A 14,387-nucleotide genomic window follows, 5' to 3' on the forward strand; every position below is an offset into this window, starting at 1 on the left:
TCTCCATAAAGTGTTTGACTTGCTCGTTTGTGTGACTAAAAGTCACGTTGACGAAGCTTGCGCTTCATTCATTGTTTGTATCCGAAGATACGTTTTTTGCCTCATCGTTCAGTTTTCAAAGTTCGTCCGCGCCTGTTTTGGCGACTCAATTAGAATACCAAGTCTGGAACGATAAGTCAACAACTTTTTAAAAGAAGTTTTTTTCGTTCGTTTCAAGCGTGCGTCCTCTTTAGGACATGAAATAATATACCATGCGTTTTATTATTGTGCAAGCTTTTTTACAAAAGAAATTCAATTTCTTTTGTAATGATTTGATGCCATTTGAATAAAAACTATTTATCGTTGGTATGAGTGGGTTTAGATATACTATTTTGTTCGAGTCGAAACAATCAGGTGCTACTCTAAAGAATTCTCAAAGCTATGCAACATGTTTAAAATACGACTCGAACAAAACGATATCTTAGTTCAATTGATCACTTATTTTGAAACTAAATGGCTTGTTTCTTCTATAGTACTAGTTCTTACTCAATCCATTAGCTTCATGATGTTTAACTGGCGATCGTCCATTAAGTCTTTCACGACTTGCTGATTATGCTCATCATAGACGATGACAGGACGATCAAAGATGACATTCTTCCGCACGACAGTTGCAATTTTTCCGTTACTCATCAAAACACGATCTCCGATTCCAATCGGCAATAAGAGTTGTCCGAGTAATGTAACGTACTTCGAATCGTACTGCATCGGCCGCGCTTTTAGGTGAACGTATGCATCGTATGCCGTGTAAGCCTCCCGGTATGGACGCCAGCTTGTCATTGCCGCAAAAACATCTGCTACGATAAAAAGACGTGTATGATCCATGATTTTATCACCCGTGGCTTTTAATGGGTAACCGGATCCGTCTAGACGTTCATGGTGTTGGACGATTAAACGTTTGACCGTATCTGAAATGACCGTATCGTTTTGTAAGGCTTGATAAGCCATCGCCGGATGTCGATGGAAAATCTCTTGTTGCATCGCTTCATATCGTTTTGTATGTCGCCACTCCATGATGCGTGCAAGTCCATAGTCTGCAAAGTAAGAGGCTGTCCATAAGTCTTGAATCATCTTTCGTTCTTTTCTGACTGCTTCCGCTAACAGCTGAGCGAGTGCCCCTCGATAAACCGCATGGCGAACTGTATATGCTTCCGTTCCCCGTTCAAGGAAAAACGGTAAAATGTCTTCCCGACGAACTGTATCTGGCATCGAGTTTTTAACCCATTTCAAAGCTTCATATGTATTCGGGGTGAAACCTTGTTCCCATGAGGTGAAAACTTGGTTATAGGAACCAACAAGTGGTTCGAATGGATTTTCGCTCACTTCTTGAAGACGAACCATCTCTTGTTGACTTTCTTCGACTAGACCTTCTGGCCGTTCCTCAATATCGATTTCCTTAATCAAAAACCGTTTCAGGCGTCTTAGTTCGTCTGTCCCTAGTTTTTTTCCAGCTTCGACAATCGGTATATCGGTATGTAAAAAGACTGACTCCGTTACCCGATCTCCGATGATGAGTCGCTCGCTTGCGATACGCATCTTACCTCGTCCCTTTCTCTCATCAGTTTTATTTGTAGAAAAACAGCAGAGTAGGGACATCTACCGTCCGACTCTGCTGTACCTCTTTATTCCATACTGATGTTATTCTTCTGTTTCTTCGATTACTGTTTCTGCTTCAACAACCGGAGAAACGTTTTCTTCATCCACGACAGTCGACAGCTCATCAACGATCGCTTCTTCGTTTTCTTCTTTTTTCAGTTTCGCGACGGTAGCGACACGGTCACCTTCTTCAATCCGGATGACTTTGACACCTTGTGTGTTCCGTCCGACACGTGAAATGTTTTGTGAATCGGTCCGGATGACGATTCCGCCTTCTGTCATGATCATGATGTCGTCATCGACGTCAACAATCCGTAGGGCAGCGATTTGACCAATCCGGTCGTTCACTTTACTTGCAATCAATCCTTTACCACCACGCGTCTGGCTTCGGAACTCAGTCATTGGTGTCCGCTTCCCGAATCCTTTTTCCGTGATGACGAGGACATCTTGTTCGTCACGCGCAAGCTCCATGCCGATGACGATATCTTCTTCTGCTAGTTTCATCGCTTTGACACCACGCGCACCACGTCCCATTGAACGAACGTTTGTGATCGGGAAACGAATCGCCTTACCACGGTTTGAAACGGTAAAGACTTCATCGTCTGTCGATGCGAGACGGACAGATGTCAATTCGTCGTCTTCGAACAGACGAATCGCAATCAGACCGTTTTTATTAATCCGAGCATAAGCAGAGAGTGGCGAACGTTTAACGCGTCCTTTACGTGTCATGAAGATTAATGATTTTTGCTCATCCTGCATGACTTCTTCTGCATCAAGTACCTCTTCCGCTTCTTCTTCCGGTGTTACGTCGTCATCCGATTCGATTGTCGCTTCGATGATGGATTCTTCGACGACATTTTGCTCTTCCAGGTATCGTTTAAAGTTAACTGGAATCATCGTCTCGACCTTTTCACCCCGTTCAATCTGAATCAGGTTGATGATCGGCACACCTTTTGAAGTCCGGCTCATCTCAGGTACTTCATACCCACGGATGCGGTAGACTTTCCCGCGGTTTGTAAAGAACAGGATCGTATCATGCGTCGAACACGATAAGAGACGTGTTACATAATCCGCATCATTCGTACCGATTCCTTGGACACCACGACCACCACGACGTTGTGCACGATACGAATCCGTCGTGAGACGTTTAATGTATCCACTGCTCGTCAATGTGATGATGATATCTTTTTCAGGAATCAAATCTTCATCTTCGAATTCGATGTGGTCCATCCGAATTTCAGTCCGGCGTTTGTCGTTGAAGCGTTCTTTCACTTCTTCGAGTTCCGTCCGAATCAATTCAAGCAATTCTTCATCGCTTTCGAGAATTTTTTTGAGTTCCGTGATCAGCTGCATGATTTCATCATATTCAGCATCGATTTTCTCACGTTCGAGTCCTGTTAGACGTTGAAGACGCATATCAAGAATCGCTTGCGATTGTTTCTCAGACAAAGCAAACCGATCCATCAACTGTTCGCGTGCCGCATCAGCCGTTCGGTTCGCTCGGATGATTTTGATGACTTCATCCAAGTGATCGAGTGCGATGCGAAGACCCGCAAGAAGATGTTCCCGTGCTTCCGCCTTCTCAAGGTCGAACTGTGTCCGACGACGGACGATTTCTTTTTGGTGCTCGAGGTAATGATAGAGCATCTCTTTGAGTGTCAGCGTTTTCGGACGACCACCCACGATCGCAAGCATGTTGACACCAAACGTCGTTTGCATCGATGTCTGCTTATATAAGTTATTTAGGATGACACTTGCGTTTGCATCACGACGAATTTCCATGACGATCCGCATACCACGACGATCGGATTCGTCACGTAAGTCCGTAATGCCTTCAATTTTCTTCTCACGGACGAGATCGGCGATTTTTTCTACGAGACGCGCCTTGTTGACTTGATATGGCAGTTCCGTCACGATGATCCGTTCGCGGTCTTTTTTAGCTTGTTCGATTTCTGCTTTCGCACGAACGATGATTGACCCACGTCCCGTTTCATAGGCACGGCGAATCCCGCTCCGACCTAAGATTTCACCGGCTGTCGGGAAATCAGGACCTGGAATGTGTTGCATCAACTCGGAAATCGTAATCTCCGGGTTATGCGTTAGCGCAAGTACGCCATCGATGACTTCACCTAATTGGTGCGGCGGAATGTTTGTTGCCATCCCGACCGCGATCCCGCTTGATCCATTGACGAGCAAGTTCGGAAAACGCGACGGTAAGACTTCTGGTTCGCGCTCTGATCCATCATAGTTATCTTTGAAATCAACGGTATTTTTATTGATATCGCGAACGATTTCCATCGCGATTTTTGACATACGGGCTTCCGTATATCGCATCGCAGCGGCAGAGTCGCCGTCGACAGAACCGAAGTTTCCGTGTCCATCCACGAGCTCATACCGGTAGCTGAAGTCCTGTGCCATCCGAACCATCGTGTCGTAAACAGCAGAATCACCGTGTGGGTGGTACTTACCGATAACTTCACCGACGATACGGGCAGATTTTTTATGTGGCTTATCTGCGCGGATACCGAGATCGTTCATCGCATAAAGAATACGACGATGTCCTGGCTTCAGACCGTCACGTACGTCAGGAAGTGCACGTGCGACGATGACGCTCATCGCGTAATCCATGAAGGATGTACGCATTTCTTGACTAATATTTATATCTTTAATGATTCCTTGTTGATCGGACATTCGTCTGGCCACCCTCTCTATTCAACGTTAAATATCCAAGTTCTTCACGTAATGCGCGTGCGACTGGATAAAGTCACGACGTGGTTCTACCTGATCTCCCATCAAGATATCGAATACTTCATCCGCTTCGATGGCATCTTGAAGTTCAACCCGAAGCATTTGACGACCACTCGGATCCATCGTCGTTTCCCAAAGTTGCTCTGGATCCATCTCACCGAGACCTTTGTAACGCTGAATGTCGTAACGCGCGTTTTCTGGAAGTGCGGCTAAGGCCTCGTTCAGCTCACGTTCGTTATGAACATACGTGATGTTTTTCCCTTGCTTGATTCCGTATAGCGGCGGTTGTGCGATATAGACATAACCATGCTCGACGAGCGGACGCATATACCGGTAGAAGAACGTCAACAGGAGTGTCCGGATGTGGGCACCATCGACGTCGGCATCGGTCATGATGATGACTTTATGATACCGTGCTTTTTCGATGTTGAATTCTGAACCGATACTCGTTCCGAGTGCGGTAATGATCGTCCGGATCTCGTTACTGCCGAGAATTTTATCGAGACGGGCTTTTTCAACGTTCAAAATTTTACCACGGATCGGTAAAATCGCTTGGAAGTGACGGTCACGACCTGATTTCGCAGAACCACCCGCTGAGTCACCCTCAACGATATAAATTTCTGAAATCGTTGCATCCCGCGATGAACAGTCGGCCAATTTACCAGGAAGTGAACTTACTTCAAGGACACCTTTACGACGTGTCAATTCACGCGCGCGTTTCGCTGCCATCCGGGCACGCGAGGCCATCATTCCTTTTTCGACGATTGCACGAGCATTCGTCGGGTTTTCCATCATGAACTGTTCAAAGATGGAAGAGAATAACGTATCGGTCGCTGTTCGAGCATCCGAGTTACCGAGCTTCGTTTTCGTTTGTCCTTCGAATTGGGGGTTCGGGTGTTTGATCGAGACGATTGCCGTCATTCCTTCACGGACGTCTTCCCCAGACAACGTACCGTCTGCTTCTTTCATCAAACCGAACTTCTTCGCATAGTCATTGATGACACGCGTCAACGCCGTCTTAAAGCCCGTTTCATGCGTACCGCCTTCATGCGTCGGAATGTTGTTCGTAAACGAATAGATGTTGGCTGCAAAGCCATCGTTGTATTGAAGCGCAACTTCGACTTCGATGCCATCCTTCGTTCCGTGGACGTAGACCGGTTCCGGGTGGACAACTTCTTTCGAGCGGTTCAAGTGTTCAACGTACGACTTGATCCCACCTTCGTAATGAAAGTGCCGCGTAATCGGTTCTTCTGCACGATCGTCCGTAATGACGATGTTCAGACCTTTATTCAAGAAAGCGAGTTCACGTAAACGTGTCGCAAGTAAATCGTAATCGTATTCGAGTGTTTCCTGGAAGATTTCACTGTCCGGGAAGAAACGAATCATTGTCCCTGTCTCTTCTGAAGTCCCGATGATTTCGAGATCTTGTGTTGGAACACCACGATGATACGATTGATAATAGAGCTTCTCGTTCCGCTTAACGAATACTTCAAGCTTCGTCGACAACGCATTGACGACCGAAGCCCCGACACCGTGAAGACCACCTGATACTTTGTAGCCTCCGCCACCAAACTTACCGCCGGCATGGAGGACCGTTAAAATGACTTCGACTGCAGGACGTCCCATTTTTTCTTGAATATCAATCGGAATCCCCCGACCGTTATCCTCAACTAGAATCGAGTTCCCTGGTTCAATCGTGACTTTAATCGTGTCACAGTATCCAGCCAGTGCTTCATCAATCGAGTTATCGACGATTTCCCAAACTAAATGGTGGAGCCCTTTCGACGCGGTTGATCCAATATACATACCTGGACGTTTTCGAACGGCTTCAAGACCTTCAAGTACCTGAATCTGATCGGCACCGTACCCTTGTTCCAATTCCATATCTTCATGATTACTCATCGGTTTTCTCACCTACTGTTTCTTTATAGGATTTCTCTTCCAAAATAACTGCTCCTTGTTTCACGTGGAACAACTTCGCTTGTCTAATCGTTTCATGTGCGATTCCCTCGACACTCGTCGTCGTCAGGATCGTCTGAACCTTTTGTTGCATCGTATCGAGTAAATGGGTTTGACGATGATCATCGAGTTCCGATAACACATCGTCTAGAAGAAGTAGCGGGTATTCCCCGACCTCCTCATGAATCAACTCAATCTCTGCTAGCTTCAACGAGAGCGCAGCCGTCCGTTGTTGTCCTTGTGAACCGTATGTCTGGACATTTCGTCCATTGACCTCCATTTCGAAGTCATCACGGTGTGGACCAAATAACGTCACGCCTCGTCTAATTTCATTTTCTTTTATTTTACCAAACTTCTGCGTATAAGAAGCAGTCATTCCTTCGACATCCAGCGAATCATCACTAAATGTATCGGATCGATAGCGTAGAACGAGTTCTTCCTGTCCACGACTGATTCCATCATGAATCGGTCGCGCCCACTTTTCGAGCTGGGCAATGAAATGATGACGGCGTTGAACGATTTTAACGGCAAGCGTAATCATCTGTTCCGTCAAAATGTCGAGGAACGTCTCGTCCCCCCCTTTAATTGACAACTGCTTCAACAACGCATTTCGTTGTTTCAACACTTTCAGGTATTGACTTAATTCATGCAGGTAGACCGGACTGACTTGACCAATCTCCATATCTAAAAAGCGACGCCGTACTTGTGGACTGCCTTTGACGATGTGCAAATCCTCTGGTGCGAACAACACGATATTGAGCGCCCCGATATAATCACTGAGGCGCCGCTGTTCGAGATGATTGAGCTTCGCCTTTTTCCCACGACTCGAAATCTGGATTTCCTGCGAATGGGGACCCATCCGCTTCATGACACGTCCTTCGACGCGCGCTGCTTCCGCATCCCACTGGATCAGTTCCTTATCGTGTGTCGTCCGGTGCGATTTCGCGAGCGCCAATACGTGGATCGCTTCGAGCAAGTTCGTCTTGCCTTGAGCATTTTCCCCGATTAAGACGTTCGTCTTTTCAGAAAAGAACAATTCCAGCGACTCATAGTTGCGATAATGACTGAGTCGTACCGAATCTAGTCGCACGTTAGTTCGCCTCGTTCTTGATGACGAATTGACCGTAATCTTCTACGTCAATAACATCTCCATCCCGCAACTTACGACCACGTCGCTGATCGACCTCACCGTTGACGAGAATAGGTACCTCCGCTAGAAATGGTTTTGCTTGTCCTCCGCTCGAGATAATATCAGACAGCTTCAAGAACTGACCTAATGTGACATATTCCGACGTGATTTTGATTTGATTCATGGATTGACTCCTCCTACCTACATATTATAAATGACATACTCTTTATTGTACTAAAAAACTCATGATTTAGCAAAATGAACGAACATATATACGGATTACAAAAAAAACCCAAGAAACCAAGTCGGTTTCTCGGGGAGGGAATCAAGCCGTACGGACAGGTAAAATCAATTGCAAGACGTTATCTTGGTCGACCGGATGGAGAATGAATGGCCGAATCGATCCCGTGAATTGAATTTCAATATCCGTCGCATCAAGTGCTTTTAAGGCATCCATCATGTATTTCGAGTTGAAAGAAATCTTCAGCTCTTCGCCTTCAAGCGACAAGATGCTCACTTGTTCCGAAACTTTCCCAACTTCTGGTGAGTGCGATGAAATTTCGACAGCTGTCGTACCTTCTGCTGCGAACTTGATGACGTTGTTGCGGTCTTCACGTGCAAGAAGTGATGCCCGGTCGATTGCCTGAAGCAATTCCTTCGCATTCATACGGACAGCAGTCCGGTACTCTTCCGGAATTAAACGCGACGTATCCGGATAGTTCCCGTCGAGTAAGCGAGAGAAGAATAGGACATGTTTCATTTTAAAGAGGATTTGCTGGTTCGTGATCGTGACATCGACATGACCATCACCTAACAGTTTCGATAATTCGTTTAAGCTCTTACCCGGCACGATGACATTTTGGAACGAAATCTCGTTCTCTGTCTCAAACTGTGCCCGACGTAGTGCAAGGCGATGACTATCCGTCGATACGCATGTCAAAATGCCTTTATCTGCTGAGAAGTTAACCCCTGTCAAAACAGGACGTGTTTCTTGAACCGCGACGGCAAAACTCGTCTGACGGATCATTGAACGTAATAAATCTGCGGGTAAACGGAACTGTTGTCCCCCATCGACTTGTGGAAGACGCGGAAACTCGTCTGAATCAAGACCGTTCAGATGAAATTCAGCTGTCCCGGATTGAATCCGTGTCATGAAGTTTGGAGAGACTTCGATGATGACTTCGTCTGTTGGTAACTTTTTAACGATATCACCAAAGAAACGGGCATTGAGGACGACACTACCGGCGCGGTGGACGGTTACATAAGAAGTACCATTCTCTTCCGCATAGATTGTCCGTTCAATTGAAATCTCGGTATCGCTTCCTGTTAACGTCATTCCGTCACCATGCGCTTCAAGTTTGATTCCCGTTAAGATTGGAATCGTCGTTCTTGATGAGACAGCTTTCGCTACGTCCTGGATGGCTTGGATTAAAGTATCGCGTTGAATTGTAATATGCATATTGTCGTTAAGCTCCTCTCAAAATGGGCGTTACATCATCATAACATAATAATATATTTTTTTAATAATAGTATTAGGGGCTGTGGATAGTGTGGATAAGTCGGTGGATAACTTGGTATAGAGCCAAAGTGCGTGTGGATAACTTGTGGATAACTAGCCTCTTTTATCCACAGCTTATCCACAGGTTCAGGAATGTTTCAATTCATGCTTAATTTGTTCGATGACTTTTCCTGTTTCTCCATCCGATTTAACGAGCATACTGATTTTCTCATGTGCATGGATGACTGTCGTGTGATCCCGTCCACCAAATTCCTCACCAATCTTCGGTAAAGAGCTTTCCGTCATCTCTCGCGAGAGGTACATCGCGATCTGGCGGGGAAAGGCAATCGATTTTGTTCGTTTTTTAGCCTTTAAGTCGTCAAACGGTAAGTTGAAGTGTTTACTGACGGACTCCTGGATATCGCGGATTGTGACTTTTCGCGGCTCCGTGACCGGCATGATGTTATGCAGCGCTTCTGCCGCAACATTCGGATCAATCGTCCGTCCGACCAGGTTCGCATAAGCGATGACACGCGTCAGTGCCCCTTCGAGCTCGCGGATATTCGTGTCGATTTGACTCGCGATATAGAGCATGACTTCATTAGAAACATCAAGTTGCTCGGCATTGGCTTTTTTCCGCAAAATCGCAATCCGTGTCTCAAGGTCAGGAGGTGTGATGTCTGTTATCAATCCCCACTCGAACCTAGAGCGAAGCCGATCTTCAAGTGTCGGAATTTCTTTTGGTGGTCGGTCGCTTGAGATGATGATTTGTTTTTGATCATTGTGCAGGGCATTGAATGTGTGGAAAAACTCCTCTTGCGTCTGCTCTTTTCCTGCGAGAAATTGAATGTCATCTATTAATAGAACATCGATATTCCGGTATTTGTTCCGAAACTCAACGGTTTTATTGTCCCGAATCGAGTTAATGAAGTCATTTGTAAAACGTTCTGAGGAGACATAGGCGATCCGCGTCCCAAGGTTTTGATCTTGGACGTACTGGCCAATCGCGTGCATCAAATGGGTTTTACCAAGTCCGACTCCTCCATAGATGAATAAAGGATTATAGGCTTTTGCAGGTGCTTCTGCTACAGCCAAGGAAGCGGCATGGGCAAAACGGTTACCTGATCCAATGACAAACGTATCGAACGTGTATTTTGTATTCAATTGACCGAGTTCACTCATGACCAGCTCATCGGTCGGTTTTCGTGACGATTGTGCACGATTTGATGTTTTAGACGGTGGTACCGTCTCAGACGCTTCCTCATTTTGACGATCGAGCATCTTCTTTGCTTGGCCTTCCTCGATAAATTGAATATCAAGTCGACTCCCTGTCACTTCTTCAACCGTATCTTCGAGTAACGATAAGTATTGACGTTCCAGCCAAGTAACGGTAAATGCAGCTGGTGCTGAGATGATCAGTGTCGTTCCATTCAGCGTGACGCCTTCAGTGGATTTTAACCACATGTCATAACTTGCCTTAGGTGTCCGTTCTTCTTCCTCGATCACAGACAATACATTATGCCAAAGTTCGGCAGCGTTTTTCATAAATACCCCCCTTTTTCTATCATGATATAAAAAACTATACACAGGTTTATGCACAGGACAAAGTTAATGAAGAAACTCGACTTATCCCCACAACATAAAAACTGTGGATAACGTTATCCACAGGCAAGTAAAACTGTGTATAAAGTTATCCACAGGGTGTGTATAACTTGAAAATTCAATTTGGTTCGTGTCGTTGTTATGCACAATTAGTGTATCAAATGAAATGAGCCCTGGCAATGCCTAGAGTGATTTATCCACAAGTAAATAAAGATATACACAGGTAGTTACCCACAGGCTGTGGATAGTGTGGATAAGGTGTGGATAACGTGTGTATAACTTTTTGAAAGAGGAAGCGTAAAAAAATAGTTATACACAAAATCAAAAATAGTTGGAGAATCGAGTCGAAAATCAAACCTTGACGTTGATTTTAAAAAATACTATTGTAGACAAAGTGAAGAGTTATCCACGGAAAGTGTGGATAGTGTGGATAAGTCTGTGGATAGTTTTAACTTGGGGAATTTCCTATTGTTCATGCAGATCGGATTCCTATCTTGTAATACGAACCCTCATCCAGATTTCTATCGTAACGAATCGATAGAATCGAACGAGATAATTCTTACGAACTTTCATTGACAAGGTCCCTTTTGATTTATATAATGTACAAGACTGCCTTAAAGTAGAAAACGATGTTTTTTAATAGAGTAATTTTTAAAGGAGGTGCAGACTAAAATGAAACCAACTTTCAACCCAAACAACCGTAAGCGCAAAAAAGTTCACGGATTCCGTGCGCGCATGGCAACGAAGAGTGGCCGCCGGATCTTGGCTGCTCGCCGTCTTAAAGGCCGCAAAGCCTTGACTGTATAATCGAGCGATGATGAGATCACTTCTGGCGATGCCTGAGGTGATCTTTTTTTTGCTTTTTTTTAAGGGTGTTCGTGCTTTTGTCACAACCCCCTCTCGCGAAGCAGGATTATTCTATGATATGATGAAAGACGACGAATTTTCGTGATGTCAGGATGGAGTGTGATCAAGGTGAAGAAGGAATACCGCGTCAAGAAAGACAAGGAGTTCCAAGCGGTGTTTACTCGAGGAGCCTCTGTCGCTAATCGGCAATTTGTCGTATACGCACTAAAAAAAGACCAGCAAGCTCATTTTCGGATTGGTTTATCAGTGAGTAAGAAAATCGGAAATGCTGTCGTACGTAATCAGGTAAAACGGTACCTTCGTGAAGCATTTTTGTTACATGAAGCTTCGATTGCACCAGATTATGATCTTGTAATCATCGCCCGCAATCCAGCTGCGAAGATGACTGCGCAAGAAGTCGCAGATAGTTTGCGGCATGTATTAAAGCGTTCCGGCGTCTGGAAGCGGCAAGTTAAATAAATACGTAATATATTCTGTTTGATTTGTAACGGTCTTTCCTGATTCTATCTATAGAAGGAGTCTGACCGACAAAGGGTAAACATCATTAGGAGGAATTATGAACAAGAGAACTAAGATTTGGTTGACACTTGGACTGATGTCAGTACTCGCAGTTGTTCTATCGGGTTGTACACCTGGAACATATGGAACAGGTGAACCGATTACTGCTGACACAGAAGGTTTCTGGAAACATTATTTTGTTTGGCCGATGGCTTGGTTGATTGGAAAAATTGCTGAATACTTTAATGGGGATTACGGGATTGCAATCGTGATTACGACATTGATTGTTCGTCTTGTCATCTTACCGTTGATGATTAAACAAACGAAGAGTATGGGTGGTATGCAAGTCATCCAGCCAGAAATGATGAAACTGCGTGAGAAATACAGTTCAAAAGATCAGGAAACACAACAGAAATTGCAACAGGAAATGATGAAGCTTTATCAGGAGCATAACGTCAATCCACTTGCAGGTTGTTTACCGATCTTAATTCAAATGCCAATCTTGATTGCCTTCTACAATGCAATCATTTACACGCCGGATATTTTCAAGCATACGTTCCTTTGGTTCGATCTTGGAAAGCCAGATCCGTATTTTATCTTACCGATTCTTTCAGCGGTCTTTACGTACCTGCAACAGAAACTCTCGATGGCGGGACAAGACGATAATCCGCAAATGAAAATCATGTTGTACGTCTTCCCGGTCATGATCTTCGTCATGGGTGTGACGTTACCCTCTGCCTTGTCACTTTACTGGGTCGTTGGTTATATCTTCTCGATCATCGTGACGATCGTGATCATGAAGCCGATGCGTGAGAAGATCAAATTACAGACTGAAGCAACGATTGCTTCAAAACGTGAAAAAGAAGCGGCCGAAGCAGCTCCTGCTCCGAAAAAGCCGAAAAAGAAACGTTAATCACAAATGAGGGCGATACTCCGTTTTTACAGAGTGTCGCTCTTTTTCTTTGAGTCATTTTCGTGTATAGTTGTCACGTTATACCCATTTATAACTAACTCATCAATTAATCATAGAAACGATAGAAGAAAACGAGGTGTGAATGACGAATGATGGAATTTGATACGATAGCCGCGATTTCGACACCGATGGGCGAAGGGGCGATTGCAATCGTCCGCTTATCAGGTCCGCAAGCAGTAGCAACGGCAAACCGAGTGTACCGAGGTGCGAATCAGTTAACGGAAGTACCAACCCACACGATTCATTACGGGAAATTAGTCGACCACGAGACGGAGCAGGTCGTCGATGAAGTAATGGTCAGTGTCATGCGAGCGCCGAAGACGTTTACGCGCGAAGATGTCGTCGAATTGAATTGCCATGGTGGAGTCGTCGCGGTCAATCGTGTACTCGAACTCATTCTGGCACAACCTGATGTTCGTCTAGCAGAACCAGGTGAATTCACGAAACGCGCCTTTTTGAACGGGCGCATCGACTTATCCCAAGCTGAAGCCGTGATGGACTTAATCCGTGCGAAAACGGACCGGGCGATGACGGTTGCAATCGGTCAAATCGAAGGGCGGCTCTCGAAGCTTGTCCAAGAATTGCGCGAACAGCTGTTACAGACGATCGCTTCGATTGAAGTCAACATCGACTACCCGGAATACGATGCGGAAGAAATGACGCAACAAATCGTCCAAAAAGATGCTGGGGAAGTCCGCCGCATCCTGACGGAACTGCTCCGGACGGCGCGCCAAGGAAAAATTCTACGTGAAGGCCTGTCGACAGCAATCATCGGGCGACCGAACGTCGGGAAATCATCTTTGCTCAACACATTGGTGCAAGAAGCAAAAGCAATCGTCACGGATATCGCAGGGACGACCCGTGATACGATTGAGGAATATGTGAATGTCCGCGGTGTACCGCTCAAGTTGATCGATACGGCAGGGATTCGGGAAACGGAAGATATCGTCGAACGAATGGGTGTCGAAAAATCACGCCAGGCACTCAATTCGGCGGATTTGATTTTACTCGTCTTAAACGGGAATGACGAATTGACGCAAGAAGATATTTTGTTGTTTGAAGCGATTCGCGATATGAACGCGATCATCATCGTCAACAAGAGTGACCTTGCGCAACAAATCGACTTAACACGTGTTGAAGAACTGGCTGCAGGACGCCCGGTCGTCACGACATCCTTGCTTGAAGAAGCAGGCGTCAACGACCTCGAAGCAGCAATCGCAGCCCTCTTCTTCGAACAAGGTGTTGAAAGCCAAGACATGACGTACGTCTCGAATGCACGTCATATTCAATTGATTAAACAAGCGAGTCAGATGATTGAAGATGCGCTCGGGGCGGCAGAAGCAGCGATGCCGATCGACATGGTCCAAATCGATTTACGCCGGGCATGGGATACGCTTGGCGAAATCAATGGGGATACGGCGCAAGATAGTCTACTCGATAAACTTTTCTCCCAGTTTTGTTTAGGGAAATAATTGCACTGT

General features: G+C 45.4%; 11 protein-coding genes. 4 read left to right on the forward strand and 7 right to left on the reverse strand.

Annotation, left to right across the window (positions count from 1 at the left end):
- Positions 1-525 precede the first annotated feature (525 nt).
- The 7 genes from KNP88_RS07965 to dnaA all read right to left on the reverse strand — a co-directional run bounded on the left by KNP88_RS07965 (position 526) and on the right by dnaA (position 10,511).
- A complete protein-coding gene (locus KNP88_RS07965; RefSeq protein ID WP_214893158.1) occupies positions 526-1,572 on the reverse strand; it encodes an HD-GYP domain-containing protein in 1,047 nt (348 codons plus the stop codon).
- A gap of 102 nt (positions 1,573-1,674) precedes the next feature.
- On the reverse strand, positions 1,675-4,323 hold the full coding sequence (gene gyrA, locus KNP88_RS07970; RefSeq protein ID WP_214893159.1) for a DNA gyrase subunit A: 2,649 nt from the start codon (positions 4,321-4,323) through the stop codon (positions 1,675-1,677).
- Positions 4,324-4,350: 27 nt separating this feature from the next.
- Positions 4,351-6,264 carry a DNA topoisomerase (ATP-hydrolyzing) subunit B gene (gene gyrB, locus KNP88_RS07975; RefSeq protein ID WP_200872415.1) on the reverse strand — a complete coding sequence of 638 codons (1,914 nt, stop codon included), beginning with the start codon at positions 6,262-6,264 and terminating at the stop codon, positions 4,351-4,353.
- Between the two features lie 10 nt (positions 6,265-6,274).
- On the reverse strand, positions 6,275-7,429 hold the full coding sequence (gene recF, locus KNP88_RS07980; RefSeq protein WP_214893160.1) for a DNA replication/repair protein RecF: 1,155 nt from the start codon (positions 7,427-7,429) through the stop codon (positions 6,275-6,277).
- A 1-nt stretch (position 7,430) separates the two neighbouring features.
- Complete coding sequence (yaaA, locus tag KNP88_RS07985) at positions 7,431-7,652, reverse strand: S4 domain-containing protein YaaA (RefSeq protein ID WP_029332174.1); 222 nt, start codon at positions 7,650-7,652, stop codon at positions 7,431-7,433.
- A gap of 141 nt (positions 7,653-7,793) precedes the next feature.
- Positions 7,794-8,927, reverse strand: coding sequence for a DNA polymerase III subunit beta (gene dnaN / locus KNP88_RS07990; RefSeq protein ID WP_029332173.1), 1,134 nt, complete (start codon positions 8,925-8,927; stop codon positions 7,794-7,796).
- Positions 8,928-9,113: 186 nt separating this feature from the next.
- The gene (gene dnaA / locus KNP88_RS07995; RefSeq protein ID WP_029332172.1) at positions 9,114-10,511 is read right to left on the reverse strand and encodes a chromosomal replication initiator protein DnaA; all 1,398 of its coding nucleotides are present in this window, start codon (positions 10,509-10,511) and stop codon (positions 9,114-9,116) included.
- Positions 10,512-11,240: 729 nt separating this feature from the next.
- Here dnaA and rpmH point away from each other — a divergent pair.
- The 4 genes from rpmH (at position 11,241) to mnmE (ending at position 14,378) form a co-directional block, all read left to right on the forward strand.
- Positions 11,241-11,375 carry a 50S ribosomal protein L34 gene (rpmH, locus tag KNP88_RS08000; RefSeq protein WP_012371910.1) on the forward strand — a complete coding sequence of 45 codons (135 nt, stop codon included), beginning with the start codon at positions 11,241-11,243 and terminating at the stop codon, positions 11,373-11,375.
- Positions 11,376-11,543: 168 nt separating this feature from the next.
- Positions 11,544-11,894 carry a ribonuclease P protein component gene (gene rnpA / locus KNP88_RS08005; protein ID WP_029332171.1) on the forward strand — a complete coding sequence of 117 codons (351 nt, stop codon included), beginning with the start codon at positions 11,544-11,546 and terminating at the stop codon, positions 11,892-11,894.
- Positions 11,895-11,991: 97 nt separating this feature from the next.
- On the forward strand, positions 11,992-12,846 hold the full coding sequence (gene yidC / locus KNP88_RS08010; protein WP_214893161.1) for a membrane protein insertase YidC: 855 nt from the start codon (positions 11,992-11,994) through the stop codon (positions 12,844-12,846).
- A gap of 149 nt (positions 12,847-12,995) precedes the next feature.
- On the forward strand, positions 12,996-14,378 hold the full coding sequence (mnmE, locus tag KNP88_RS08015) for a tRNA uridine-5-carboxymethylaminomethyl(34) synthesis GTPase MnmE (protein WP_088838305.1): 1,383 nt from the start codon (positions 12,996-12,998) through the stop codon (positions 14,376-14,378).
- Positions 14,379-14,387 lie beyond the last annotated feature (9 nt).

Origin of the sequence: Exiguobacterium sp. H66 (genome assembly GCF_018618705.1) — a bacterium.
GTDB classification, from domain to species: Bacteria; Bacillota; Bacilli; order Exiguobacteriales; family Exiguobacteriaceae; genus Exiguobacterium_A; species Exiguobacterium_A oxidotolerans.